Genomic DNA, 26,875 nt, shown 5'->3' with positions numbered 1-26,875 from the left:
GTGAAAGTGATGACGATATCTACGACAGGACCGTATGACCCGGCTGTTCACCAGACGGCGGCAGCCTCCTGGGAAAAGGGGAGAACTGCGGGATTGCATGACGGATACGACGAAGGATATCTGCGCGGCCGTGCTAACGCAATTGTTGCGCGGATGAAAGCAGTTTTCCCTTTTCGACAAATCCATGTACTGTATGTCGTCTCAGGCAAAGGCCTTCCGTATTCTCCGCTGGATGAGGCGGTCATTACCACATTGCAGAGCATGACGGCTCAGGTTACCGTAACAGACCCACGTCAGCCGGTAGGAGATATTGCCGCTCAGCTCCGTCCGAATCTGATGCTGGCACTGGATGGAATGGATCTTCCGTTGGAGCAGGTTACTGCGGTACGCCAGTTGGGCATCCCCACCGCCATCTGGCTAACGGACGATCCATATTACACCGACACGACGACCAAAATCGTTACGAATTATGATTATGTGTTCACGTTAGAAATGAACTGCATGGAGCTGTACCGTCAGTTGGGTTGCACGTCTGTGCACTATTTGCCCTTTGGAGCATTTCTGACTCACTATTTCCCCCTCAGCTCGCCCGCTTCGGTACGACGTGAGATTGGGTTTACAGGCTCAGCCTACTGGAACCGCATCTATTTCTTTAATCCGATTATGCCGCAGCTCATGGCTCGTAACATTAAAATCAACGGAATCTGGTGGGATCGTCTCCCAGATTATCAGTCGTATGGCGACAAAATTGAGCTGGGTCGCTGGATGTCTCCGGGCGAGACCAATGATTCGTACAACGGCAGCAAAATCGTAATTAATCTTCATCGTTCCCATCAGGATGATTCGGTGAACAACAACTCACTGAAAATTCCGGGGGCTTCGCCCAATCCGCGTACGTTTGAAATTTCTGCCAGTGGCACGTTGCAACTGACAGATACAAGAGATGATCTGGCTCGTTTTTACAAGCCAGGGGAAGAGATAGAGACCTACAGCTCTCAGCAGGAACTGCTGGAGAAGGTTGAGTTTTATTTGACGCATGAAAAGGAGCGTCGTGAGATTGCTCTGCGTGCTCTGGAACGAACCCTGCGGGAGCACACGTATGGTCACCGGATTGACCAACTGTTGTCGGTCATATTTCCATAAGGTGATTCACACGTCCGGTGGTTGCTATTTTAAAGGAGGTGAACTCCGATCAAGCCGAAAATGATGTTATTCAGCCATGTTAGCAACGTCCGCAGTATTACGGGGGCCGAGAAGCTGCTATTGCAATTTTGTCTAGATATGCGTACGTACTTCGATTGTATTCTCGTAACGCCTGGTGAAGGGCGGCTGACCTCAATGGCCCGCAAGCGCGGAATCACCGTTCTGACACAGAATCTGTTCATGCTGCATGGCATGTATACCCCATATGAGGGATTGGCGCAGGATGCGGAGAATTTGCGGACCCATGTGGCGTATGCACCGTTGTTCCAGATGCTTCGGCATGCTCGACCTGATGTGGTGCTGGTCAATACCTGTGTGAACGTCATGCCTGCAATGGCTGCCCATGAGCTTAATATTCCGGTGATCTGGAAAATTACCGAAGTCATTAACCAGAATGCGCATACGCCAGTTTCTGTTTCTATCATTGAGCGCTATAGCCAATGGGTCATCGGCATTTCTCAAGCTGTAATGCGTCCTTTGCATGGTGGGGGACTGACACGTCCGCATACGGTGTTGTCTCCCTGCCGGGATATGGATATGCCGTCTCCCAGAGAGCATGTGCTGGAACGGAAAAGGAAACGTGAAAAACTGGGGCTGCGGGATTTTCATATTTGCATTGGTTATATTTCTTCCTTTATCTACGAAGCCAAAGGGCTGTTACCTTTTGTCCAAATGGCTCTAAAGCTGTGCGAAACCAATTCGCGGTGTCGTTTCTGGATCATCGGCAGCTCGGTGGACTCGGAATATTACGTAAAATGTGTCTCTTTAATCCGCCAATCTCGTTATAGCCGCCGCTTCCAGTTCAATTCATTCGAGGAATCCGTGTCAACGGCCTATAGCGCAATGGATATTGTTGTGATCCCAAGTATGGTGGAAGAAGGCTTTGGTCTGACCGCCCTGGAAGGGCTAGTTTACGGTAAGCCCGTGGTAGCCTTTGCGCAGGGTGGACTTGTGGAATTGATGGAGGCTACCGGAAATACAGATTTTTTGGTAGAGCCGGGCAACAGCGACATGCTGGCGCAAAAAGTGGGCTATCTGCTCGATCATCCCGAGGAAGTGGAACGGATTGGTGTCCGTAACAACAGTGCAGCTACACGTGTATACGGACCTGGTTCCTACCGAAGCAGTATGCACCTCATGGTCAGTCAATGGGTATGTCATCATCCGCATTGGTTCCCGTTGATTCAGCAGCCGGGTGGACCTGTATGGACGAGGGAAGGCGAAGGGCTGCGTCAGGTCACCGCTATACCGGAGGGTTATACCAGCACGATTCGAGAATTTCCTGAATCGGTGGTGTGTCAGCTGCCTGTGCTGGGTCTGCCGCCAATCGAATATGCAGCCATTCAGGGCTTGCCACAACCAGCACCCCCTTTACCTGAGTCACCACCCGAATTGCCCCGCGGCAAGCGTAGTATTCGGGCGAGATGGCCAAAGGGCCGCAAGCGTACCAGACTTCGGAATCGCAGGTATAAGAGAAGCGGCGGCAAGAGTCGCCTTAAGAAAATTCACGGGTTCCCGTTGTCGAAGGGACTTTATCCGAAAACCAAGTCCAGACAGAAGCTCAAGCGGAAAATCAAGCACCGGTCACGGCGACACAACGCGCACAAACCGAAGCGAGTCACACTCAAGGCTGGACAGCATACAAAACAACGGTCCGGGTGAACCTACGCCGGACCTTTGAGATGAACGTTAAGCTGGAGCACAGCCAGTCTGCTGGATGGCTATCCTTCATTGAACGCCACAATTCAATGAAACAACGACAGCAAAGGTGGGTTCCAAAACCATGAAAATATTGACCGTGCTCGGCACAAGACCGGAGATTATACGGCTCAGCCTGATCATTCCGAAGCTAGACCGCCATGCAGATGAACATGTGCTTGTGCATACGGGCCAAAATTACACCGAAAGCCTGAGCGGGCAGTTCTTTCGCGAACTGGGACTGCGTGCCCCGGATTATGTACTTCAGGAGAAAGCGGGGACACTGGGCAAACAGTTGTCCGCCATGTACTCGCAGATGGAGGATATTTTAAACAAGGAACGCCCCGATCATGTGCTATTGCTCGGTGATACGAACAGCGCTTTATGTGCCTTACTTGCGGAACGTATGGGTTATCCGGTCGTGCATATGGAGGCGGGGAACCGCTGTTATGATCTGGATGTGCCGGAGGAGAAGAACCGGCGTGTCATTGATGCGATATCTACCATTAATATGCCTTATACGGAGCAAAGCAAGCAGCACCTACTACGCGAAGGCTTCCCAAGCCAACGAATCATACTGACTGGAAATCCGATCTACGAAGTAATGCAGCACTATGAGAAAGAGGTAACCGGTAGTGGGATTTTGAAAAAGTTGGGACTGTCGCCGGGAGAATATTTCCTGGTCACTGCCCACAGAGCCGAAAATGTCGACCATCCACCGCATTTGCTGGCTATTTTAGATGGTCTTAACCGGGTAGCCCAGCAGTTCGGGCAGCGGGTCATTTGCAGTATTCATCCCCGGACTGCCGCCCGGATCGCAAGCCATCCGCCGATCCAGCTTGATCCGCTAGTGGAATTTCACGAACCGTTCGGTTTTTTTGACTTCGTTCTGCTGGAGCGGCATGCCCGCTGCGCTTTGACAGACAGTGGTACCGTACAGGAAGAATGCTGTGTCATGGGGGTGCCGACGGTTACGATGCGCCGGACGACTGAACGGCCGGAAACGGTAGATTGCGGCAGCAATATCGTGTCCGGCCTTGATGGCGAGGTTATAGCAAACGCGGTAGCCATAATGACCGGGATGACCCATAAGTGGCAATGTCCCGCAGGCTATCTGGTGGAAGATGTGTCGGATAAGGTAGTTAAATTTCTGCTTGGAGGGAAACGGCATGTTTGAAAACCAACGTATCTTGGTTACCGGCGGTACCGGCTCCTGGGGGCATGAGCTGGTTGCCCAGTTACTGCCGCGTAACCCCAAAGAGGTCATTATCTTTTCACGCGGAGAATCCAGTCAGGTTGCCATGAACAGGCAGTTTGAGGATGAACGACTCAGCTTCTGTATTGGAGATATTCGGGATAAGGATGCGCTGACTACCGCTTGTCAAGGAGTGGACTATGTATTTCATTTGGCAGCGCTCAAGCACGTACCCGTCTGTGAGGATCAGCCCTACGAGGCACTCAAAACCAATGTCGTAGGCACTCAAAACGTAATCGAGGCCGCTGTCGTTAATCAGGTCAAGAAAGTCATTTATATATCGACCGACAAGGCCGCGAATCCGTCCAATTTTTACGGCATGACGAAGGCAATAGGAGAAAAACTGATTGTTTACGCCAATCTGCTGAATAGCGATACGCGTTTCGTGACGGTGCGCGGCGGTAATGTTTTGGGCACAAACGGAAGCGTGGTGCATCTGTTCCAAAGCCAGATTCGCCAAAAGGGCAAGGTTTCGATCACAGATATGAACATGACGCGCTTCTTCCTAACCTTGCGTGATGCGATCAGTCTCCTGTTCAAAGCCTCGGTGGAAAGTGTAGGCGGGGAAATTTTTATCATGACCATGCCAACCTGCCGTATTTTGGACTTGGCTGAGGTGCTCATTGAGGATTCAGGTGTGGAAAACGTAGAAATTGTAGAAAAAGGTGTGCGTCCCGGTGAGAAAATTCATGAGATTTTGATGAGCGATTTTGAAAGCCTGACGACGGTAGTCTATGACGAGCAATATTTAGTCATTCTCCCAACGCTGAATATTCCTCAATTAAAGGACCGCTATAATCAGTGCCCTCCCGTGTCATTCAGCAGCTTTAGTTCGGAGTTTAATTTGATGTCGAAAGAGGAGATTCGCAGCATTCTCCAAAGCGGGGGGTTCATCAAATGAAGCTGCTTATTTTGGGTGGTAACGGCATGGCGGGCCATGTTCTGGTGAAGTATTTCCAAAACCAGAGCGGGTATAACGTGTTCTACACCACCCGTGATCCCGAAAATAAAGGTGGTCTGCTGCTGGATGTAAAGGACAGCTTTATGGTGGAGCAGCTGGTACGGAGTGTACGGCCAGACGTTATTATTAACGCGGTAGGTGTACTGAATCAGCATGCCGGGGAGGATCAAATTGCAGCATACCAAATTAATGGGTTGCTGCCACATCTTCTCCGGCGGACAGCGGACAGTATCGGTGCCCGATTGGTTCATATCAGCACGGATTGCGTATTCGAGGGAAATCGGGTACCTGGTTTATATAAGGAGACGGATCAACCCGATGGGACAAGTGCCTATGCTTTGACGAAAATACTCGGAGAAGTAAAGGCCGCAGGGCATCTGACTATCCGTACCTCCATTATCGGGCCGGAAATTCGGCCCAGTGGCATTGGTCTGCTGCACTGGTTCTTGCAGCAGAGCGGAGACGTTAACGGGTATCGCCGGGTCTTTTGGAACGGGGTTACGACGCTGGAATTAGCAAAGGCGATACAGGTGCAGATGAATGAGCCGCTGGACGGACTCATTCATCTGGTTCACCCTGAACCGATCAGCAAGCACGATTTGCTGCTGCTGTTCAAAGATATCTGGAATAGGGAGGATATTCGGATCGTGCCGAAAGATGAGCCGGTGCAGGACCGGACGCTTCGTTCTACCCGGGCCGATCTGCTCTACGATGTTCCTCACTACAGCATCATGCTGAAGGAGCTGCTGGAATGGACGGAAGCACAGCGGAACAACGTCGGCCTGTCATAGTCATTACCGGAGCGGCGGGCTATACCGGGATGCATGCCTGCCGCCATTTTGCAAAGCTCGGCTGGGAGGTAGCGGCGCTGACTCGCACTGCCGCTTCCGTCTCAGAACTGATCTTACTGGCTCGCGATGATGAAAATAACAGCCCAGAGGCGGAGACTCGCAACTGTATTACGCCTTATGTGTGTGACTTGCTCGACAAGAAACGTCTGGGCGAAGTAATTAGACAGATTGCTCCGGATTATGTGCTTCACCTGGGTGGTAAAAATTCCGTCCCTGAATCTTGGGAGAGTCCCCTGCTATACATGGAATCCAATGTACTGTCCACCCTGTATCTGCTCGATGTACTGCGACCTTTCCCCAAAGCCAGAATTGTCGTGGCGGGTTCTCGGCTAAAGACGGCTTTGCAGGCTCCGTATCATCCAACACATCCATACAGCCTTAGCAAAAGCCTTCAAGAGGCAGTCGCGCTCTCGTGGGGCGCGCTGTTCGAACAATCCGTCATGCTGGCAGAGCCTTGCAACTTGATCGGTCCGGGTCCATCTACCGGATTTTGTGCATTACTCGCGGGGTATATCGTTCAGACGGAACGTAGGGAGGGGCAGTCCGCAACTGAAACTGTCCCGTTCCGGGTATCTTCCCGACATGCGCAACGTGATTTTCTCGACGTTCGTGATGCCGTTCGCGCATACGGTGTGCTATTGGAACAGGGTGTGCCAGGCCGAGTGTACTCGGTCTGCACAGGCCGCATTGTGGAACTGGGCAATATCGTGGAACGTATGGTTGCGCTGGCCAAAACATCTATTCCCATACAATGGGGGGATGTGGCAGAGTCAGCATCTACCGAGGCATACCGTGCGAAAGAGCTGGAGGACATGGGCTGGAAGCCGACCATACAGCTGAGGCAATCTCTGGAGGATATGATTCAATACCGCCGAGCCGGAAAGGAAGGAACGATATGAGACCGAAAGTAACGATCGTCATTCCCTTTTATAACTGTGCATATGTGGATCAGGCTTTGCAAAGTGCACTAGAGCAAACTTATGGCCCACTCGAGATTATTGTCGTCGATGACGGCTCCACGGAACATGTTGATATGCTTCAGGCCTATCTTCCTTATATACATTATTTAGGTAAATCCAATGGTGGAACAGCCAGCGCTCTGAATCATGGTATCCGACATGCCAGTGGCGATTATATTGCGTGGCTCAGTTCCGACGATACCTATCATAGGGATAAAATTAACAATCAGGTTTCTTTTATGGTGGAAAACGGTGCGTACATCTCCCATACCAACTTCAATTTCATCAATCAATACAGCCAAGTCACAAGCTACCAGGCAGCCGCCGTGTTTCCGTCTATGACGGAGTTTTACCGTTTTTTTCAACAAGGAAATCCGGTCAATGGATGCACGGTTATGTTTAAAAAGGAGCTGTTTGCACATATCGGTTTGTTTGATGAATTGCTGCCGTACACACATGATCTGGATATGTGGTACCGCGTGATGCTGGCGGGATATCCATTTCCTTTTCTGAACGAGTCCTTGGTTAACTACCGTTGGCATGATGAAATGGGAACCAAAAAATATTGGCCCGCTGTGGAGCGGGAGTACAACATCACCCAAGCACGTTATCGAGATCGCTTCAGTCAGGTATTGAGTGGTTTATCCTCATGAAGCCGAAAGTCTGTCAGGGGGGATTGATATGGTAGATACGGGGATTGTTATGCCACTGTACAAACAGGATATCGGCTATCTGCAAGCTGCAATCTCATCCGTACTAGCCCAGAGCTACAGGGGATTTCGCTTCATCATTGTTATTGACGGAGCGCCGGAAATGGTGGGGCCAGCGCTCTATGCAGCAATGGGAGACCCGCGCGTTCAGTTGGTTACACTCCCTCAGAACCAAGGAGTATCCCACGCCCTAAACCGGGGATTCGATGAGTTGTTTAAAGATCCTGGGATCAAGTATGTGACCTGGGTCTCCAGCGACAATGTTTATAATGCTTCCTTTATTGAACGATTGCGGCAAGAGCTGAAGCAGGGGCCAGACTCACTCGGTCTTGTGTTTTCTACCTTCCGCCAGGTTGACGCATATGGGAACCCGTTGTATGACGAGCAGCATCAACAGGCGTTGATCCGGTACCAAAGTCAGCCACATCACGAATTGCTGAACGCCAGCATTGTTGGGGTTTCATTTATGTACAAAAGCAAATATGCCCTCCAGATTGGCGGCTATCGGCTGCAACCCGTTGAGGATTATGATTACTGGCTGCGGCTGACCGAGACGTGCAATATGAAATTCATCCCGGAGATCCTGATGGATTACCGGGTGAATTCCACATTTAGTGTATCGGCCGGCCTACACAGCCAAAAGGAGCACCGACGCTGGCGGCGCGCATTCCAAATCGCCAAGTATGAGGCGAGAGCACGCCGGGGCATCCCACTTGAAATGACGATTTTAATGCCTGTCACGGATATGGCTCAAGCTGAATCATTGCTGGATAATCTGCTGGAGCAGCACTACAGCAATTGCGTGGTACGGCTGCTGGATTTAACGCCAGAACAGGAAGCTAGCGCTTTCCTGTCGATGATGCTCGACCCTCGGTTAATCGTAACATCACGGCAGCATTATTCGATCCAGGAAGCACTGGTTCAGGCTATTGGTGAAACCACGACTCGCTTTGTTGTATGCTTCGGTGTCAAACCTTATATTGCCGTGACGGATCTACTGTATCTCACGGATTTGTTGCGCCCATTACAGGATACACATGCCTTTTCCTACTATACAGATGACCATTCCACCATCGGCAGCGGACGAGGGGTTCAGTCCGTACCGCCAGAATGGAATTACGTGTATTACACCCACAGATTGCATCAGGCACTGGAACAGGGTGGCTTTTAAATAACAGGGGACAGTGCAGGGATTGTGGTCAGCTCGGACTGGAGAACACGGTGCTCCTGTACAACATTACCAAACTGATCCAGTCCAAAGTTGGAGAGCACGACATTCGCTGGAGCAGCGGAGGCCACGTTGTATTGTACCTCATAGGCAAGAACCCCTTGTATAAAGAAGGTACGGCGGGCAATGGAGTTTGCAGGCAAGTTAACCGATGTCACATACAGTGGTGTCTTGGTATCCGGTACCAGCGAGAAAAAAATTTGGATGGTCACGGTTGCCGCATTTACTGTGTCCTCATTGACCAAGTTCACAACAACATTGGAGCAGGCAGTACCAAAATCTCTAGTGTTCGTCATATAACCGGTTGTAAAAGCCAATCGAATCATCCTCTCAAAAAACAGAATATTGGATAACCCTTGAAGGGATGCTTTTATACTATGAATCTATTGAAAAGAAAGCTTGTATGGTTGTCTCTAGGCTGTGCTGAAAAAAGTACATTTTGATAGAAATACTTCAGGCGTATCTATTTATATAATGAAGGGAATGCTCGCGATGCCTTTGAATTTTCAGGTGACACCCAGCGGCCTGCCCAAATTTGAGCCTAGTGTTGCTGTTAATTTACTGAATCCGAATATTGTTATAGCTGTAGCTGTTGATTTTAGCAGTGGGCCTCCCTTGATTGGACTGTATCGCTCATTGGATGCCGGAGCGAACTGGACGGATACTTTATTGCCGATTCCGCCGGGTTATACAGGAGCCGAGGCAGGAATGGTAGCCTATCTGTTCCCCAATATTTTTATCGTATCCGCGCATGTATTTCCGGGCAATGAAAACGGGGCTGTCGTGATCTACCGTTCTACGGACGATGGAGCCACCTTTGATCCTCCAGTGGTCATTAACCCGGGCTATGGAGATTACATTAATAATGACTGGACTAATATTACGACGGATAATGCGGGGGCAAGTCCCTATCTCGGACACGTCTATGTCACGTATAACCGCCAATATAATGTGGATTTTAATGCTCAATCTGCGGCCTTCTACCAGCGTTCCACCGATGGAGGACTAACTTGGGACCGACCGTTAATGCTCTCCAATATCCAATCCTCAACGGAGCGGCCTGAGCCTGCGGTCGACAAATATGGAAGCGTATATGTCAGTTGGATTCGTACGGGACCGCAAACACCAGCTTTTTTTATCCGACGCTCCTTTGATGGCGGGGCAACCTTCAGCGGGGATATTCTCGTATCCAATATAACGCTTGTGCCCAATCCTTTGCCCGTTCCTGGTTATGACTTTCGGATATTGAATTTCCCCAGCTTGGCCGCGGACTGCTCGGGTGTGCCTTCCACAACAAATACGCTATATGCCGTGTGGCAGGACTTTGGTCAGGGATACAGCAATATTTTGTTGTCCAAATCAAGCGATTTTGGCGGTACCTGGAGTGCTCCGGTCATTGTGACAGACAGCCCGCCCGGCTCGCAAAATTTTTTCCCTGCAATTTCAGTGTCGCCCAAGACGGGACTGGTCGTTGTCGTGTACTATACCAATCGCGTGGACGGCTTTAATCTGGATGTGTTCGCCGCAGAGTCGTCCGATGGAGGTAACACCTTTACGAACAGTCGTCTCACGACGACCTCCTTTAACCCGAATGTCGGTGGAGGCGAATCAGAGCTGATCGGTGATTATATTGATGTCGCCATTGTACCGCCGAACAGCTATATTACCGTCTGGACAGATACGCGCACAGGCAGTTTGACGATATTTGCGGGTGTACCGGGGGGTGGAGCCTGATGCCGAACGTACAGCTTACGCCTAACGGAAGGCTGGCCCAGGAGCCGAGTGTAGCTTTCAACCTGCTCGACGGTACCATTGTGTCTGCGGCTATCGATTTTACGACAGGGCCGCCGTTGACGGCGGTATACCGTTCAGGTAACGGCGGTGCCTCTTTCACACAGCAGATTTTACCGCTACCAGCCGGCTATGTAGGGGCGGAATCCCATAGCGTCAGCTACGGTTTTCCCAACTTGTTTGTCATAGCCTGTCACGTATTTACCGCAGACGGTTTGAGCGGTACCATCGCCACTTATGTGTCGAGAGACAACGGTAATACATTTGATCCGCCTGTGATTGCCCAGCGAGGGTATGGGACATTTGTCAATAATGTTGAGGTCAGCGTGAAATTCGATACTTCTCAGGTCAGCTCCTATACCGGAAATATCTATTTATGTTATACGCATCAGTACAATCCTGACTTTTTCGGCGGATCAGTCATGTTCTTCCAACGTTCGCAGGATGGAGGGATCACATGGGGGACACCCGTGGTGCTCACCGCTGGCTCCAATCAGATTACGCGGGGGGAAATCACTGTGAGCATTACAGGGGTGATTTATGTCGGGTACATTGTCACGAATCCGGTTAACCAATATCAGGTCATTGTGTCCTTCAATGGAGGGACAGCATTTAGTTCCTCGCTACCTGTATCTTCTGTGGTCCCGGTTCCGAGTCCGTTGCCCGTGGCCGGCTTTGGTTTCAATGTGCTGCCGGCAGCTAACATTGCCGTGGATCGCTCTACGAGCCCGAATCAGGGAACACTTTATGCGGTCTGGCAGGATAATCGGGCAGGGTATGCGGATGTGCTGCTTGCCAGGTCGGTGAATGGTGGATTAAGCTGGACTGCGCCGCAATCGGTGACAGGGGCCAGTGCAGGGGCACAGCATTTTTTCCCGGCTATTGATGTTTCGCCTGTGACCGGCGTGATCAAGATCGTATATTATACCAATCAAATAACGACCTCTTTATTAGACGTATTTGTGGCCGAATCAACAGACGGAGGAAGTACATTTACGAACCTCAGAATAACAGACAGCTCCTTTAATCCTAACGGGATTAGTCCGGTTCCAGTCGTTACAATCGGTAATTTTATTGATGTAACGATCGTGCCGAATAATGGGTTTTTTGCGGTCTGGACAGATGCGTTATCGGGTTTCCAGCAAATTTACGGAAGCAACGGAATGTAGCTCAGCGTACGAGACAGAGGAGGTGAGGCTGTTTTGAAAATTTTGTTGGCTACGTACTGGCCGATTCCTCATTTGGGTGGCGTATGGCCCTTTATGATGCAAATTAAACGGAGACTGGAGCTACTGGGCCACACGGTAGACTTGATGGGAAACGGACCGGATACACCTAAATACCATATTGTTTTTGAAGATAGGGAGCTGCTGAAGGATCAACTGCTGCCCCTGCTGGATACGAAGCTGAATGAATCGGCTGTCCCTGTATTACATTTGGATTCATGGGTGCAGACGGTGGAAAAGGATCGATACTGTATGGAGCTGGCAGCGGCGTATTTCGGGGTCGAGCAGTATGATGTGATTCACACGCAAGATGTCATTGCGACGCGTGCGCTAAGTCGGGTCAAACGCAAAGATAGCGCGTTGGTAGCGAATATTCATGGCTCGCTGGCTCGTGAAGTTATGATGGCTTTGGAGCGGGATCATGAGGAGGGTTACCGTGAGACGCTGATGTGGAAGTATTATTGGGCGCTAGAGCACTATGGCGCTCTATCCGCGGATATTACCATTACGTCTACAGAATGGATGAAACAGACGCTTGTGCGTGAGTTCGAAGTGCCTGAGCAGCAGATTGCTACTTTCCAATACGGTTTGGATACCGAGCACTTCTGGGAAGTCCACGCCCGGGGAACGGACATGATACGACCTGAGGGGAAAAAAGTTATCATTTGTCCTTCACGGCTGGTCTATATCAAAGGGCTGCATTATTTAATGAGCGCTCTTGGCCTGCTGAAAGCAAGTCGTACGGATTGGGTTTGCTGGATTGTCGGGGAGGGAGATAAAAGGGAAGAGCTTCAAACACAGGCGAAGGAGCTAGGGCTGGAAGAAGACGTGGTTTTTCTGGGGCATCGTGAAGATGTACCTGCTCTTTTACAACTGGCGGACCTTTTTGTTCATCCAAGCATACAGGACAATCAGCCGTTTTCGGTCATGGAGGCGCAGATTATGGGGCTTCCGGCAGTGGTATCGGATGCGGGTGGACTGCCGGAAATGGTGAAGCATGAACACACCGGACTAGTCTCCCCGGTTGGCGATGTGGAGGCACTGGCAGCTCATTTGCAGCATTTGCTGGCACAGGATGAAGTGCGGATAGTCATGGGAAATCGTGCCAAGGCATGGGGGATCGCGCATTGGTCTCTGGATGTTATGATTGAACGACTCGTGAATATTTATGGGCAAGCGCTGAATCAAGTACGTTGAATACGTTGATTCAATAGTTAGGAGGGAGAGCATGACTTTTCCTGTCGTTGGAGACTTGTACAACCGTATTTTTGAAATCCAGCAGTCACACCCGGATTTGAAGGTCGATTACGCAATATGGAACCGAATTAACACTTCGTTGCCAGAAGATTATACGCTGCCGGACGCTGACATTTTAGAATGTCTGAAGCAATCCGCGCCATGAGAATACAGACCCTATAAAAAGGCAGGTTGGGCTTAAAACTCCCACCTGCCTTTAGTTATTTCAGCTCATTGTCCATCCGGGTTTTCGTCCATCGAATCTACATACACAGAGCCTCGAACCATGAGTGGTCCTGTAACAACAGCACGGCGGTCGGCTGATTGTACGGTCAGGCAGTATACATAAGGCTCTCCCTGTGTTCCCGTTTCCTCATAGATTAACTCGGCAAATCCCTCCTGATAACAGGAATCCTGCAACCAGTCCAGCATAGGTCCCCGCTCATCGTTGCGACGCAATCGAATATCCAGCTCCCCGATATCCCAGTTGAGCAGCGGATTTTCCCATGCCAAAGAGACTTCAATGACAATACGTCCTTCAGCTTCACTTGCAGGAATGATCAATGTAGAGAGCACGCTCTCCTGATCGGTAACCTGAAAAGGCAGTGCATATGTGCCTGGCTCAGCTTTGTTTTGAACTGAATATTTCAACATACCTTCTTCCTCCTCTGCCCGTTCATTAGGGTGTCACGGTAAAATGACTGGCTGTACGCTTAGCGACAACGTTCCCGTTTTCCAAAAATTCAGCCAGGATAAACAGCGTTTCTGGATTGTAAATATTCGTGATCACTCGCAGATAAAACGGATTTTGGGCTGCCTCCATATCCTTGAGTTCTAGCACGGAGTCAGCTTCGGGAGAAGGGCCCAGTCGAAGAAGTTGCCGCCTAAAAACGCCACTGTCATTCCCCATTTCCAGCAACACATCGACGGCCCTCTTTTCACGATTGAAAAAGGTCACATGGCAGCTTTGTATATGGGCGCTGTGGTAAGCGAGATGGTGATCGATGGTTAAAAGAAACACGGACATATGATGATGCCTCCTTGAATTCCGTTAGGTTACCAGCCTTAATATGATATGAAAAATAACCGGGATTGGACTGGATAGTTGTACGCCTCTTTGACAAAAAGCGCATCGGTGTCCAACCCTTTTCGCCGTGCTGTGCATGTAATGTAGAGTGGAACAAACTACGGCCTGAAGTCCCTTTTTCGACTACAGAAGAAGGATAGAGTAGGAACTGAGAGAAGGGTCGTATTAAAAAAGGAGGCACGGCTATGAGACTCGCACAGCTGGCAGGGGAATATGAAGCGGTCTTCAGTCTGGGGCAAAACTGTACACCTGCCATTCAATTGGAAAAGAACCGTTTGCGGCCGTTTGCCGGGGTACTGGATTGGATGATGTCTGACACGCTGTCCGATGTGAACCGCTTGCTTGAAAATCGGTTTGCCGGATTTATGGAATTGCCCAATTTGAGTGTCGTTGGTACGAGCCAACTGAATTATATGGTCAGAGATATCGCTTATAATGTGATCTCGGTACATGATTTTCCGCAGGAGCGCAATACGTCCTCAGATCTGGTGACCTATCCCGAGTTCAAGGAAAAGATAGACCGTCGTATTGAACGTTTTTTTGCAAAAACACAGATGGCGAAGCGCAGCTTGTTCGTCCGTATGCTGGGAACCTATGAAGAAGTAGAGGAACTGGAACGTATTTTGTCAGGCATGGTAGCGAATGAATTTTGTTTGTTGGTAGTGAATTGTTCCGGCGTAACGGAGTTGACGGAGGTGGATTGGCAGCTTCCGCATGTATGCGCGGTGGAAATGCCTTTTGCCGATGTATGGAATTACAAGAGTGATCCGCATTGGCGTACTCTTTTTAAAGGGATGACCTTGTCTTCGGAAAGGGGAGGGCGTCGTGCTTGAGCGGTTGCAGGGGGATTATGATGCTGTATTCAGTCTGGGTGGACATTGCTTGCCTTCCATTCAGCTGGATAAAAACGGACTGCGTCCCTATGCGGGTCCGCTGGGCTGGATGATTTCCGGTAACTTGTCACAGATCAGTCGCTTGCTGGACGCCCGTTTTGCCGATTTTATGGATGTTGACAGTCTACGTGTCACGGGACATGATTACGGCGAACATAACTTCATGGTCGAGGATGCAAACTATGAGATTATAGCGGCACACCATTTTCCGGTTAGCCAAAATACATCGGAGCAGCTGACTTCCTACCCTGGATTCAAAACGACGCTTGATCGCCGCATCGCACGTCTACTGGATCAATTCACGCTTGCGTCCCGTCTGCTACTAGTTCGTCTTGGAGGCAATCGGGAGCAAGCGGTGGAACTACATGATGTGTTATTACAGAGGATTACACATGATTTTCGCTTGTTATACGTGGATTATACAGGGACTGATGGTGTGACGGAGTTGGATTGGGGATTGGAGCGGCTGGTTTCAGTGGAGCTGCCGCCTGAGGATATATGGAACGGTCAGGATGGGATGTGGCGTTATATGCTGGAAAATGTGAGACTGCACGTCTGAGGTGCTGAGATTCCACAGGCACATTATAGATTGTCTTCGGACTGTGCGTGTGCCTGCGCCAAGCTATAGGGAGTCGCATAACATGATGCGAAGGGAAGTCATATGCTTCGGTTCAAAAGGAGGGTGAGCTAGTGAAGGCTTTGGTCACCGGGGGAGCTGGATTTATTGGTTCTCAGCTGGTACGTGCGCTTGCTGATTCGGACATCAGAGTACATGTGCTGGATAATCTGACGACCGGAAATATGGCAAATGTGGACCCGCGCGCGGTCATGCATATTGCGGATATTCGCAGCTCTGAAGCTAGGACGTTGCTGATTCGGGAAAGCCCGGATATTGTGTTTCACTTGGCCGCACAGGCTGATGTGCAGCAATCCATCCATCAACCCGATGAGGACGCGGATGTGAACGTGCTGGGGACGATTCATTTATTGCAGGCTTGTCATGAAGCCGGTGTGTCAAAATTCATATTTGCTTCCACATCTGGCGTATACGGAGAGCTGCAAAAGCAATGTATACAGGAAGACGATCCCGTGGAGCCCATTTCAGGCTACGGACTGTCCAAGCTGACCGCAGAATCGTATATTCGACTTTTTTATCGGCTGCACGGTATGAACTACACGATTTTGCGTTATGGAAATGTGTACGGTCCCGGTCAGGCCGCGAAGGGAGAGGGTGGTGTTGTCGCTCTTTTTATGGAGCGGCTGAAAAAAGGAAGCCCCTTGCTCATTCACGGCGATGGGACGCAAACTCGTGACTTTGTGTACGTCAAGGATGTAGTTCGAGCGAATATGGCGGCTATTCATGCAGCGGATCAACGCACAGTACATGTAAGTACGGGACGAACGACGTCCATCAATCGACTGGCCTACGATTTACTGAAGCTGCATGGTTCGTCTGTCCGCCCTGTGTATTCACCAGCGCGAGCTGGAGACATTCACCATAGCTGTCTTAGTAACGCAGTCGCCAGACATTGGCTTCGTTGGGAACCGCTATACGGCATTTCTGCCGGTTTACAGGAAACGTATGTGAGTAGTATGGGCTCAGGCAAAGAAGATATGTCGTGATAAAGAGCGCGCAACTCAAGAAAGAGACTGAGGGAATTCTCAGCCTCTTTTTCATTTGAATAGCAATTAGATGTTCTCGCCAGCCAGCTTAAAGGCTTGATCTAGGACAGCTGCACCGTTCCCTCTACCATAAGCCAACGTGTCAATGACATCTACTGGGATACCATAGGGAGCTGCAATTTCGGTGACTGCCTTTTTACGCATCCGCACTTGAGGTCCGAGCAAAATAGCAATCACGGAATCTGTAATGCCTTCCAGCTCTTCCTTGATGGTGCTTTCGGGGATGGCTTCGATGTTCAGCTCTATGGATCTTGCTGCTGCTTCTTTTTTCATTTTAGAAACCAAAATGGATGTCGACATACCCGCAGCACATGCCAAAATAATTTTTTTCATATTTGAGCGCCTCCAGAATTCATTTTTAACTACTTGTACTCTTCATCCAGATCAGCAATAAATGAGCGTTCTTTGATCGCGGCCTGATACCAGTAGCCGGATTTCTTCAAATGCCGACTTCGATCATTGTCCAGGTTAATTTCTACCAGTCCATAGCGATTTTTAAAAGCATTCATGGGAGAAACGTTGTCTGTAAAGGCCCACAGCATATAACCTGTACAGTTGGAGCCCGCTTCTACAGCTTGTAATGTGTAGTACAAATGCTCTGTTATAAAGTCAATACGATAGTCGTCCTGAATGATGTGTTCCTCATTTTTGAAAGCAACTTCATTCTCAATACCCATACCATTTTCTGCGACAAACCACTCGATATTGTGATATTCGTTCTTAATGCGCATTCCCATATCGTAAATGATTTTAGGATAAATCTCCCAGCCCCGTGACTTGTTCATTCTTTTACCCGGAAGATCAAAATGCTCATAGTAGTAAGAGGGGTGGAAGGGGGTGTTTTCGTTCCACGCTTTACTCTGCGCTTTGACCCGATGGGGATAATAGAGATTGATTCCGACGTAGTCAACGGTATTTTCCTTAATTACGGTCAGTTCTTCCGTTGTAGCTTCAAATGCAATATCATGCTTGCCCATGAGATCGAACAATTCCTGCGGGTATTCGCCTTTAATAAGCGGGTCCAGAAATACTCGATTGTAAAATAAATCATACACATGTGCCGCATACTGGTCATGAGGGGCGCTTGATCGGGCATAAGTGACTTCAGGATTCAGAATCACGCCTATTTTAGCCCCGTGCTGACTATAGTTTTTTGCTTTGAAAAGCTGTACGCACTTTGCGGTAGCCAGCGTTTTGTTATAGTTCCATTGCATCCACTTCCGCGTATTTTGTTCATAGGGATAGCGAAGGGCATCCAGATAGACGCGAGTCTGTACAACAATGGGCTCATTAAACGTAAACCAGTGCTTGACCCGATCGCCGTACCGTTCAAACACTTTTTCCGCATATTTTACAAATAACTCCACTACATGCTTGGAAGACCAGCCCTCATATTTATCCAGCAGATAGGCAGGGACCTCATAGTGTTCCAGACAAATCATCGGCTCGACTCCACTCGCAATCAGCTCATCAATGACCCGGTCCATATAATCCGCATACGTTTCATCCACCACTATATTCTCATAATCCGTTAAGAAGCGGGACCAATTAATAGAAGTCCGATAATGGGTTAAGCCAATCTGCTTCATCAGCGCAATATCTTCGATATAGCGATTATAAAAGTCGGTTGCAACCGCGGGTCCATATCCATTGTGCCAGACATAGCGGTCATTTTTGTACCATTGGTCCAGGAATGAGTCCTGGCCTTCTTTTTTACCGCTCCATCCCTCTGTCTGCCAGGCGGAAGCCGCTGCACCCATGATGAAATTCGATGGAATTTGTATCGTATGTTTAGCCATGACATGTTTCTCCTTTTCATTGTATAAAGAATGCGTTTTCAATTAATTAGTGTATTTCTATAGTAGCGCATTATTCAGTCGTTCGCTTGTTGGCAATTTTGACGAACGGGAAATAAATGATAATCGCTACCACAATGCAAACGATCTGAGTGACGACGGCTCCAATGCTTCCACCTGTAGACAGGTAGGCATTAATAATAGGCGGAGTAGTCCATGGAACCATGACGACGGCTTTACCTGCAAATCCAAGCAACGTCGAGAAGTAACCAATCGTTCCTGTGATGAGCGGAGTAATAATGAAAGGGATAGCCATCAATGGATTCAACATAATCGGAAGTCCGAAAATGACAGGCTCATTAATATTAAACAGACCTGGGCCGAGCGAAAGCTTTGTTATTTCCTTCATATCTTCACGCTTGGAAGCGATCATAATACAAATCAAGAGGGCTAGCGTAATCCCTGAACCACCGATACTCATATATACGTCCCAGAAAGGCATCGTAATAATGTTCGGAATGGGCAGTCCTTGCTCATAAGCAGTCATGTTGACAGTAATCGCGCCAAGCAGCAGGGGTTCACGAATGGGCTTTACCATTTGGTTTCCGTGAATACCGATCACCCAGAAGATTTGCGCAACCAGCATCAGCACCAGTATACCTGGCAGTCCCTGTACTACGGCCTCCAGAGGTTTTTGCACCACATTATAGACAGCATCGTACAGATAGAGTCCCGTAAACTTATGAAAAAAGAATCCAAACATGGAGAAGACAGTCACCGTAATAATGGTAGGAATGAGTGCGGAGAATGAAACGGCCACATTGCTGGGAACACTTTCAGGCATTTTGATTTTTAGCTTGTCGGACTTACCCAGTTTGCTGTATAGCTCGACGGACAGGATGCTTATGAAAATCCCTAAAAACAAGCTCTTGGTATCCGTAAATTGACGGGCTATGACGTCTGTTACTTTTTGCATGTCACCGTTAACCATCAACTCTATCGTGGTTGGTGTCACAGAGATAAAACAGATTAAAGCAAGCAAACCGGGGAAAAGATTTTTCTCACCATTAATTTTTCCTAGCTCCAGACCAATCATGAAAACAGCCAGAATGGTAAGGATATTCAAGCTGGCATAGTTAATGCCTGAGAAAATCGGTTTGTACTCAGCCAGGAATGAGAATGGCCTAAAATGGGCCAAACCATTGACTGGGTCCATGACCATATTGGAAATCAGTACAGCAAAGGCCCCGACAATAATAACGGGCATCAATGTGATAAAAGCTGATTTGATCGCTATAATATATTTAAAATTGTTGATTGCATTTGCTACCGATGTGAGGCCGTCAACCAGTTTGTCTTTGAATGCCATGGGATAGCGTCCCTCCCTCTACGATTTCGGTACGAATTGATCCATGCGTTCATACAGGTCTACAAACTCTGAGGCCATATCGCGAATGGTGAGTGCATTCATCAAATGATCTTGAGCATGTACCATCATGACAGACATCTCTGTTTTTTCACCCGCTGCTTCCTTACGGATGATTCTGGTTTGAATCTTGTGGGAGGACACCAGTTCTTTTTTTGCTGAGGCTAATTCTTCTTTGGCTTCACGAAATTTCCCCGCCTTTGCAAGCTCAATCGCCTCCATGGCGGAGCTGCGTGCATTCCCTGCGTATAATATAATTTGGAATACAATCTCTGTATCATCCATGTCCTCCATGTTCACGTCGTGCTCTGTAGATTCATCATGATTCACGTGATCCTCTCTCCTTTCAATCCTCTCTCGTATGGCTATTATAATTTGGAATCGCTTTCAACATAACACACATTATTTCCTCTTCTTAACGGAAATCAATCGTTCTTCATACTCCTTATGTTCAACTATTTTTATGCAACACTTCTATGAATTCTGTATACGTTTTGCAGCGAATAAGCTGCTGGACGAGCTGTTCATTATTTAAAATTTCAAGCAAGATATGATACATAGTCTGTAAATCTTCTGATTTCGTACGCTGTATACAGAGCATACAAATAAACTGTACCGGCTTGCCATCCCAATCGATTGCTTTTTGTAATGTACAGATGGCCCAAAATGTGGAATCTGCGAAAGGTTCCATCGGATGCGGGATCGCGACAAAGTTGCCAAATGAAGTGGGGGAAACGGCTTCACGCTCTATCACGGATTGCAGTAGAGGGCCTTTTACAAGATCTGCTTCGTGTATTTTTTCGGCTATAAATTCAAGCACTTGGAGTTTGTTCTCAAACTTCTGCTGAAGGAAGACCAATTTTTTTCGTACATACTGCACAGCAGGAAGTCTGACCTCAGAAATGGCTTGTTCAATTTTAGTAATATCAGAACTGCCCAAAAATGTATTCACATGGATCATAGGGATAGAAAGCGGTTCTGAAATGGGGATCGTGCTAATGACAAAGTCCAGTGTATCCAACGGCATTTGTTTCAGCTTATAAAGTTCAGTGGTTCCCACGATATCCAACCTTGAACCGAAGACCGATTGAAGCTTATAATACAGCAGCTTAGCACTGCCGAGTCCAGAAGCACATACGATCATACATCTTTTGGGTGCATCCTCCATTTTCTTTCTTTCCATCGCGACTCCGATATGAATGGCTAAATAACCAATTTCATTTTCCTCGATGTGTATATGAAGCCGCTGCTTGATGACCTCCGCAGCAATGATACCTGCTTCAAAGGCAAGCGGGTAATTGGCTTTGATTTCATCCAGCATAGGATTACGCAAATTCATTCCGTATTGATAACGGTTGATCACTGGTTTGAGGTGAAGGCAAAATGCAATCAGCAATTCTTGATCGTGTTGAATGTTCATCTTCAACTGCTGATCAATTTGGTCTAGTATTTCGATAGTCAGTTCGTAGATATCTTTATCAATGATCTTTTTAATCTCCACTTCATCCATACGTGCACTAACGACGGTCCTTACACCCAACAGGTGAACAGCAATGTACGCAACTTCAACAAGTGGAAAGGAGGGCTTCATGTTTTGTTCCAAGGCGGATACGATCTCAGTCGCCACCCTAAACTCTTTTTGCGCTTCGATTTTTTTCATCTCTTGCGGATAATACGACACATACCTTTCTTCACGAATTCGCTTACATGCTATAGCAATATGAATGACCAGATTGTTCAGGGCAATGTCCGATAACTGAATATCATGGATCTCAATACGATCCAGAATCACTTCTCTTATGAATTCCATCTCTTCGTTAGAGATCAGAGAAGGGTGGGACATCTGCTGCTCGCCTATTTCATCTGTCCTACTGAATATATAGTCGGAAATGCAATAACGCAGCTTGGCCTCATTCCCTTTGACTCGAATACCATGATAGGGTTTATTCTCCAGAGATAGTCCGTAAGTTGCCAGCAGCTTGCGCAGTTCTTTGAGGTCATTCTGTAAAGTGGATCGACTAACATACAGGATCTCGGCTAAATCATCAAGTTTGACATATGCATTGGTAAGCAATAGCTTTTTCATTAAAAAACGATTTCTAGCTTCAGAAGAACTCGCTAATGGATAGGGCCCATTATTTTCATCATCCTTTAATTGCTTCAGCAGATGATGAAATGCTTGTTCGTCCCGAATCTCTAACTTGTAGCCTGTTCCTTTAAGGGGTTTAACTGCTGCTCCATGCTTTGACAACAGCGCACCCAATTCCTTTAAATCCGTTCGTATCGTTCGAGAAGATACCTTCAATGCATTTGCCAAGTGTGCTCCTTTGACCATCTGTTCAGCAACCAATATACGAAGAATATCAAAAATACGCACAACGAGCCCCCTCTCTTAGCTGTTTCTGATGAACAGTATACAACGGTTAGAGCGTAACCAAAAGAAGGGTTGACAACAGCGTGAATCCTAGATGATCTTGACACACTCGCAGATTCGGCGATATAGTAGATACAATAAGTCTTTGATTGAGGTGTAGTTATGAAATTTACAAAAGCAACGAATTATGCTCTGCACACTATGCTCATGCTCGTTACTGATTCGTCGGTTAAGCCGGTAGGTGTTCAGCAACTGGCTGAATCCCAAAATGTTTCACCAACTTATCTTTCAAAAATTTTGACGAGGCTTGTGAAGGCTGGAATGATCGAATCCGTTTCTGGAGCCAATGGAGGCTATCGCCTATCCCGTCATAAAGATGACATTACTTTTTTGGATATTATCCATGCCATTGAAGGTACGAATTCTTTGTTTGAATGTGATTTCGTCCACGGTTCTGAGTGCCTGATTCAAGCTGTAATGAGGGAAGCAGAGGAGAAAATGGAACGACATCTAAGAAATACGAAATTGGTCGATTTGGCGCAAAAGCAAGCACAAGTGTAAAGTGAGCGATTTTATATAGAAAGAGGGTGGTTGCCAGTTATGTAAAACGGTGTTTTTTTGGTTCTATCGCAGACATAAAGAGTCTTTAATATCTTTTAAAAGGAGTTGGGTGTTATGCTATACGATTGCGCTATTATTGGCGGAGGGCCTGCTGGGTTGAATGCAGCCCTCGTGCTGGGCAGGGCAAGGAGAAGTGTGGCCTTGATTGATAATAATCGGCCCAGAAATGCGGTTACGCATGCGTCGCACGGTTTTATTACAAGAGATGGCGTAACGCCATCTGAGTTCCGCCGTGTAGCTTATGAGGAAGTGCTGCGTTATCCGTCTGTTCATCATTTGCAAACCGAGGTTGTTTCGATTATGAAAAACGTATCCGGATTTGAGGTGTTTGATTCGTCAGGCCTTCGCGTTCAAACGCGAAAATTGATATTAGCGACGGGCGTAAAGGAGATATTCCCCAAGATCGCAGGTTTTTATCCGTTATACGGGAAAAGTTTGTTTAATTGCCCTTATTGCGACGGTTGGGAGCTGCGGGATCAACCGCTTGTCCTTGTCTCTGAATCGGCGGCTATATTTCATACAGCCAAACTACTCCTTAATTGGAGCAAGGATTTGATCGTCTGTACGAACGGTCATGCATCCCTGTCGGACGAGCAAAAAGAACGGCTTCAATCCAAGGGGATAGTAGTAATAGAGCAACCTGTTGCGGCGTTCATCGGCCACAATGGAAAGCTTGAGCACGTGCGCTTTACGGATGGCACTCAAGTCCCGAGGATCGGCGGCTTCGTGACTCCCCAGTTTGTACAAAGTGCACCGTTTGGAGAACATTTGGGCTGTGAAAGAACGGAGTCGGGCGGGATCAAGACGGATGAAGCGGGGAGAACCTCCATACCTGGTGTATATGCTGCTGGGGATTCATCGTACTTCATGCCTTCTCAGTTGATTTTTGCCGCGGCCGACGGCAGTCGAACTGCTGCGAGCGTAAATATGGATTTGACAGAGGAAGATTTCAACGAATGACGAGAAATTGGAAATGTCCAATATGGAATCCGATAATAGAAAAGGCCGCCAATATGGCGGCTTTATTCTAAAATCATAGAGAGAGCAAGCAATAATAAACCAATGATCATAAAAATAAAGGACCATTTCCATCTGTTTTTTCTATCTTTCCCCTCGGGATCAGCTGCCTGTTCAACATAAAAGTTAGCCCGCATGCGGTCACCGCTGACCCCTGTTCCACTTAATATAATAGCCAGTATTATGCATGCGGCACCTGCCCACCATAAATAATCATATATCATGATGATCCCCCCATTCTTATCTTCTCTATTACCCCATTTCGTGCACCATATCATAGGTCATTCTGTGACTAAACAAGACCTTCTTTCAATAACCTCTGTATTCACAAGAACCTGAGTATGATGCCCCTGATGATGGTTAAGCCTCTCCATAAGCAAGTTTACAGCCGTTCGGGCCAAAATATCCTTTTTCACATGAATGGTTGTGAGTTCCGGGCTAATGACCTTCGCTTCATGTATATTATCAAAGCCCATGATGGAAATTTGTTCAGGCACTCGAATGTTCATTTCCTGAAACGTTTTAATGGCACTGATCGCCATATAATCATTTTCGCAAAATAGGGCCGAAGGTAGCTCGTCCAATTCATGAATAGCTGTTCTAAATGCGTCCTGTGACATCACAAGCATGGGATGCATATCAAATGTAAGCCCATTTTCTATGGAAAGATTGTGCTCCTCTAAAGCCGCCATAAACCCTTCCTTTCGTTTTTTAAAGTTCAGAATTCTGGTACTGGATTGTACGTATCCTATCTTTCTGTGTCCTGACTGAATTAAATATTGGCCTGCCTGATACCCACCGAGATAGTTATTAATAGATACGAAACTGGCATCGACGTGTTCAAAGCAAGTATCCAAAATAACAATATTGGAATGAATGGATTGTATGGAATGAATAATCTCGGAAGTTAAATTGGTGCCAAGTAGAAGTATGCCTGAAGAGGGCTGATCTTTTTCCAAAGTAGATAATTCTTCTTCGAGGCTATGGCTATCAAAAGACGAAAAAATCAAGGTGTTTCCATGTTCTCTCACCTGATTGGTAATATGATGAATTAATTCGTTAAAAAATGGAAGTGAATCATAGTGCTCTGTTACGATGTCTGTATTTTTACAGGCCACAAAACGAATCACATGATGATTTTTAATGGCTTCCTTGTTTGTCTTCATGGTGCGTGGTTTATATCCATGCTCTTGGGCTATTTTTAGAATGTGCTCCTTGGTTTCTTCACTGACTCCGGGTTTGTTATTAAAAGCAAGAGAAACAGCAGATTTAGAAACACCTGCAAGCCTTGCAATATCATCAATTTTCAATGTGGAACCCCCTATTGAACTAAACTACATAAATTATATCATTACTCAGCAAGAAAGTTTAGCTTATAAACTAAACTAAACTAAATAACTAAAAGTAAAAATTTGTTGACCTTTTATAATTTATAATGTTAATATTCAAGTGTAAAGCGCTCTAATTTAGTTTATTTCACGTAAAAAACACATAAGTTTAGTTTTTTATTTAGTTTTGTTTAGAGAATTTTGCGCATACAGCAAGAGAGGAACGGTGATTCATTTGAGTTTAAACATGGCTGAAAATCAAAGAAGTTTTACCAAAGAGGAAAAACCTTTTTTTTTATTTGGCAGATACGGTGTGGAGTGTATTTACCAACGCGACGATAGAGGAGTGGAGCGATTATCTTGACTATCGGAAGATGCAAGGTTTCAATGTGTTGCAAATCAACATACTCCGACAATGGGACGCAAGTGAATCGGATCTGAATCTACAGCCGTTTGCATTAATGGAAAATGGGGATTTCGACTACCATACATTAAACGAAGCTTATTTTGACCGGGCAGAAATCATGTTGAAGATGGCTACAGAGTGTGGATTTGTTCCAGCACTGGTTCTGTTGTGGTGTAACTATGTGCCGGATACATGGGCTGAGATGTTCCAAAAAGGTAATAAAATGCCGTTTGAATGCGTTGAACCCTATGTAACGTACGTGGTAAACCGTTTTTCTCCATTTGATCCTATTTTTCTGATTAGCGGGGATAGTGATTTTCCGACCGAACGTGCCAATTCCTATTATTTAAAAGCACTGGATATTGTACAACAATTAAGCCCTGCAAGCTTAACTACGCTGCATATTCAAGGAAGATTGAGAGAAATTCCTCCAGCCTTTGAGAAACACCAGGGTCTTGGATTCTATATGTATCAATCAGGACATAATTCCGAGTTCCAACATGTAGCCCATGAGATTGCTCAACATTTCTATTATAAGCCGGATATACGGCCTGTCATTAATGGAGAGCCATGTTATGAACAAATTAGTTACAGCCGCAATGTGTATGGCAGATACACAGCACTGGATGCCAGAAAAGCGGCATGGCAAAGCCTCCTTGCAGGCGGGGGTGCGGGCATTACCTACGGAGCGCATGGCATTTGGAGCTGGCACAAGAAAGGAAAGAAATTCGGCATTGTAGAAGGGGAAGGATTCGATAGTCCCTATGATTGGAGAACTGCATTGCAATTTGAGGGCGCATGGGATTATTCCTTTATTAAATATCTGTTTGAAATGTACAACCTGATTGGCGTAAAGCCGTTGGATATTGTTTTAAACAAGACAGAGGAAATCAGAGCTGCGGGGAACGAGAATACCATTGTGTTGTATGTCCCGGTTAACACAAAGGTACGACTAAGTATCAACGTGCAGGAATACAAGTTTACAACGATTGATTTAGCCGGGAAGCGGTTTGCTCAAACCGACGTGTCCGTCCAAAAGGATCAATCGGTGCTAGACATGCACAGCTTTGAAAGTGATGTTGTAATCATCGGAACGAAATAAAAACAGAGAAGAATGTGGATGGAG

Annotated in this window: 27 protein-coding genes and 1 pseudogene; 18 read left to right on the top strand and 10 right to left on the bottom strand. The window is 47.2% G+C overall.

Annotated elements, in window-relative coordinates:
* Positions 1-9 precede the first annotated feature (9 nt).
* From ACWA2B_RS12930 to ACWA2B_RS12895, 8 genes are all read left to right on the top strand, one after another.
* Positions 10-1,143 (top strand): CgeB family protein, encoded by a 1,134-nt coding sequence (locus ACWA2B_RS12930; RefSeq protein WP_029518281.1) that lies wholly within the window; start codon positions 10-12, stop codon positions 1,141-1,143.
* A gap of 60 nt (positions 1,144-1,203) precedes the next feature.
* On the top strand, positions 1,204-2,865 hold the full coding sequence (locus tag ACWA2B_RS12925; protein ID WP_449292269.1) for a glycosyltransferase: 1,662 nt from the start codon (positions 1,204-1,206) through the stop codon (positions 2,863-2,865).
* A gap of 121 nt (positions 2,866-2,986) precedes the next feature.
* Positions 2,987-4,078 (top strand): non-hydrolyzing UDP-N-acetylglucosamine 2-epimerase, encoded by a 1,092-nt coding sequence (gene wecB, locus ACWA2B_RS12920; protein WP_209949724.1) that lies wholly within the window; start codon positions 2,987-2,989, stop codon positions 4,076-4,078.
* A complete protein-coding gene (locus ACWA2B_RS12915; RefSeq protein WP_029518284.1) occupies positions 4,071-5,057 on the top strand; it encodes a polysaccharide biosynthesis protein in 987 nt (328 codons plus the stop codon). The genes wecB and ACWA2B_RS12915 overlap by 8 nt, the downstream gene beginning before the upstream one ends.
* Positions 5,054-5,908, top strand: a complete 855-nt coding sequence (locus tag ACWA2B_RS12910; RefSeq protein WP_069012647.1) for a dTDP-4-dehydrorhamnose reductase family protein — start codon at positions 5,054-5,056, stop codon at positions 5,906-5,908. Before ACWA2B_RS12915 ends, ACWA2B_RS12910 begins: the two co-directional genes overlap by 4 nt.
* Positions 5,869-6,867, top strand: coding sequence for an NAD-dependent epimerase/dehydratase family protein (locus ACWA2B_RS12905; RefSeq protein ID WP_029518286.1), 999 nt, complete (start codon positions 5,869-5,871; stop codon positions 6,865-6,867). Before ACWA2B_RS12910 ends, ACWA2B_RS12905 begins: the two co-directional genes overlap by 40 nt.
* Positions 6,864-7,580 carry a glycosyltransferase gene (locus ACWA2B_RS12900; protein ID WP_029518287.1) on the top strand — a complete coding sequence of 239 codons (717 nt, stop codon included), beginning with the start codon at positions 6,864-6,866 and terminating at the stop codon, positions 7,578-7,580. Before ACWA2B_RS12905 ends, ACWA2B_RS12900 begins: the two co-directional genes overlap by 4 nt.
* Before the next feature lie 28 nt (positions 7,581-7,608).
* The gene (locus tag ACWA2B_RS12895; RefSeq protein WP_069012648.1) at positions 7,609-8,808 is read left to right on the top strand and encodes a glycosyltransferase; all 1,200 of its coding nucleotides are present in this window, start codon (positions 7,609-7,611) and stop codon (positions 8,806-8,808) included.
* On the opposite strand, the gene ACWA2B_RS12890 is transcribed toward ACWA2B_RS12895, so the two are convergent.
* Positions 8,805-9,161 (bottom strand): hypothetical protein, encoded by a 357-nt coding sequence (locus tag ACWA2B_RS12890; RefSeq protein ID WP_239645229.1) that lies wholly within the window; start codon positions 9,159-9,161, stop codon positions 8,805-8,807. The genes ACWA2B_RS12895 and ACWA2B_RS12890 overlap by 4 nt on opposite strands.
* Before the next feature lie 124 nt (positions 9,162-9,285).
* Here ACWA2B_RS12890 and ACWA2B_RS12885 point away from each other — a divergent pair, with 124 nt between their 5' ends.
* The 4 genes from ACWA2B_RS12885 to ACWA2B_RS12870 are packed head-to-tail and all read left to right on the top strand — an operon-like array spanning position 9,286 to position 13,284.
* Positions 9,286-10,599, top strand: coding sequence for a sialidase family protein (locus tag ACWA2B_RS12885; protein ID WP_318628022.1), 1,314 nt, complete (start codon positions 9,286-9,288; stop codon positions 10,597-10,599).
* Positions 10,599-11,825 (top strand): sialidase family protein, encoded by a 1,227-nt coding sequence (locus tag ACWA2B_RS12880; RefSeq protein ID WP_449292268.1) that lies wholly within the window; start codon positions 10,599-10,601, stop codon positions 11,823-11,825. The genes ACWA2B_RS12885 and ACWA2B_RS12880 overlap by 1 nt, the downstream gene beginning before the upstream one ends.
* 33 nt (positions 11,826-11,858) lie before the next feature.
* Positions 11,859-13,079 (top strand): glycosyltransferase family 4 protein, encoded by a 1,221-nt coding sequence (locus ACWA2B_RS12875; RefSeq protein ID WP_069012651.1) that lies wholly within the window; start codon positions 11,859-11,861, stop codon positions 13,077-13,079.
* Positions 13,080-13,110: 31 nt separating this feature from the next.
* On the top strand, positions 13,111-13,284 hold the full coding sequence (locus ACWA2B_RS12870; RefSeq protein ID WP_165148594.1) for a hypothetical protein: 174 nt from the start codon (positions 13,111-13,113) through the stop codon (positions 13,282-13,284).
* A 65-nt stretch (positions 13,285-13,349) separates the two neighbouring features.
* On the opposite strand, the gene ACWA2B_RS12865 is transcribed toward ACWA2B_RS12870, so the two are convergent.
* Positions 13,350-13,772 (bottom strand): hypothetical protein, encoded by a 423-nt coding sequence (locus tag ACWA2B_RS12865; RefSeq protein WP_029518293.1) that lies wholly within the window; start codon positions 13,770-13,772, stop codon positions 13,350-13,352.
* A gap of 25 nt (positions 13,773-13,797) precedes the next feature.
* Entirely contained in the window at positions 13,798-14,145 is a 348-nt protein-coding gene (locus ACWA2B_RS12860; RefSeq protein ID WP_029518294.1) for a hypothetical protein, read from the bottom strand.
* A gap of 245 nt (positions 14,146-14,390) precedes the next feature.
* Between ACWA2B_RS12860 and ACWA2B_RS12855 the strand changes: the two genes are divergently transcribed.
* The 3 genes from ACWA2B_RS12855 to ACWA2B_RS12845 all read left to right on the top strand — a co-directional run bounded on the left by ACWA2B_RS12855 (position 14,391) and on the right by ACWA2B_RS12845 (position 16,721).
* Entirely contained in the window at positions 14,391-15,038 is a 648-nt protein-coding gene (locus ACWA2B_RS12855; protein WP_029518295.1) for a DUF1796 family putative cysteine peptidase, read from the top strand.
* Entirely contained in the window at positions 15,031-15,657 is a 627-nt protein-coding gene (locus ACWA2B_RS12850; protein ID WP_449292267.1) for a DUF1796 family putative cysteine peptidase, read from the top strand. The genes ACWA2B_RS12855 and ACWA2B_RS12850 overlap by 8 nt, the downstream gene beginning before the upstream one ends.
* 131 nt (positions 15,658-15,788) lie before the next feature.
* Entirely contained in the window at positions 15,789-16,721 is a 933-nt protein-coding gene (locus tag ACWA2B_RS12845; protein ID WP_209949729.1) for an NAD-dependent epimerase/dehydratase family protein, read from the top strand.
* Positions 16,722-16,787: 66 nt separating this feature from the next.
* Here ACWA2B_RS12845 and ACWA2B_RS12840 read toward each other — a convergent pair whose 3' ends face one another.
* The 5 genes from ACWA2B_RS12840 to ACWA2B_RS12820 form a co-directional block, all read right to left on the bottom strand.
* Positions 16,788-17,114: a PTS sugar transporter subunit IIB gene (locus ACWA2B_RS12840; RefSeq protein ID WP_039272650.1), complete on the bottom strand. Its 327-nt coding sequence runs from the start codon at positions 17,112-17,114 to the stop codon at positions 16,788-16,790.
* Positions 17,115-17,143: 29 nt separating this feature from the next.
* A complete protein-coding gene (locus tag ACWA2B_RS12835; protein WP_449292266.1) occupies positions 17,144-18,580 on the bottom strand; it encodes a glycoside hydrolase family 1 protein in 1,437 nt (478 codons plus the stop codon).
* 70 nt (positions 18,581-18,650) lie between these two features.
* A complete protein-coding gene (locus ACWA2B_RS12830) occupies positions 18,651-19,946 on the bottom strand; it encodes a PTS sugar transporter subunit IIC (protein WP_029518300.1) in 1,296 nt (431 codons plus the stop codon).
* Positions 19,947-19,964: 18 nt separating this feature from the next.
* Positions 19,965-20,333: a PTS lactose/cellobiose transporter subunit IIA gene (locus ACWA2B_RS12825; RefSeq protein ID WP_029518301.1), complete on the bottom strand. Its 369-nt coding sequence runs from the start codon at positions 20,331-20,333 to the stop codon at positions 19,965-19,967.
* Positions 20,334-20,454: 121 nt separating this feature from the next.
* Entirely contained in the window at positions 20,455-22,380 is a 1,926-nt protein-coding gene (locus ACWA2B_RS12820) for a BglG family transcription antiterminator (RefSeq protein ID WP_449292265.1), read from the bottom strand.
* Positions 22,381-22,539: 159 nt separating this feature from the next.
* Between ACWA2B_RS12820 and ACWA2B_RS12815 the strand changes: the two genes are divergently transcribed.
* Both ACWA2B_RS12815 and ACWA2B_RS12810 read left to right on the top strand, forming a co-directional pair.
* Positions 22,540-22,938 (top strand): Rrf2 family transcriptional regulator, encoded by a 399-nt coding sequence (locus ACWA2B_RS12815; RefSeq protein ID WP_449292264.1) that lies wholly within the window; start codon positions 22,540-22,542, stop codon positions 22,936-22,938.
* A 114-nt stretch (positions 22,939-23,052) separates the two neighbouring features.
* The gene (locus tag ACWA2B_RS12810; RefSeq protein ID WP_449292263.1) at positions 23,053-23,958 is read left to right on the top strand and encodes an NAD(P)/FAD-dependent oxidoreductase; all 906 of its coding nucleotides are present in this window, start codon (positions 23,053-23,055) and stop codon (positions 23,956-23,958) included.
* Positions 23,959-24,020: 62 nt separating this feature from the next.
* On the opposite strand, the gene ACWA2B_RS12805 is transcribed toward ACWA2B_RS12810, so the two are convergent.
* Positions 24,021-24,239, bottom strand: a complete 219-nt coding sequence (locus tag ACWA2B_RS12805; protein ID WP_318628028.1) for a DUF5316 family protein — start codon at positions 24,237-24,239, stop codon at positions 24,021-24,023.
* A gap of 57 nt (positions 24,240-24,296) precedes the next feature.
* The gene (locus ACWA2B_RS12800) at positions 24,297-25,325 is read right to left on the bottom strand and encodes a LacI family DNA-binding transcriptional regulator (RefSeq protein ID WP_029518305.1); all 1,029 of its coding nucleotides are present in this window, start codon (positions 25,323-25,325) and stop codon (positions 24,297-24,299) included.
* Between the two features lie 244 nt (positions 25,326-25,569).
* Here ACWA2B_RS12800 and ACWA2B_RS12795 point away from each other — a divergent pair.
* Positions 25,570-26,851 (top strand): annotated as a pseudogene (locus ACWA2B_RS12795) (apiosidase-like domain-containing protein).
* Positions 26,852-26,875 lie beyond the last annotated feature (24 nt).

The sequence above is a fragment of the Paenibacillus sp. CMM36 genome, from assembly GCF_053570945.1.
This window is presented reverse-complemented; position numbering and strand designations above follow the sequence as displayed.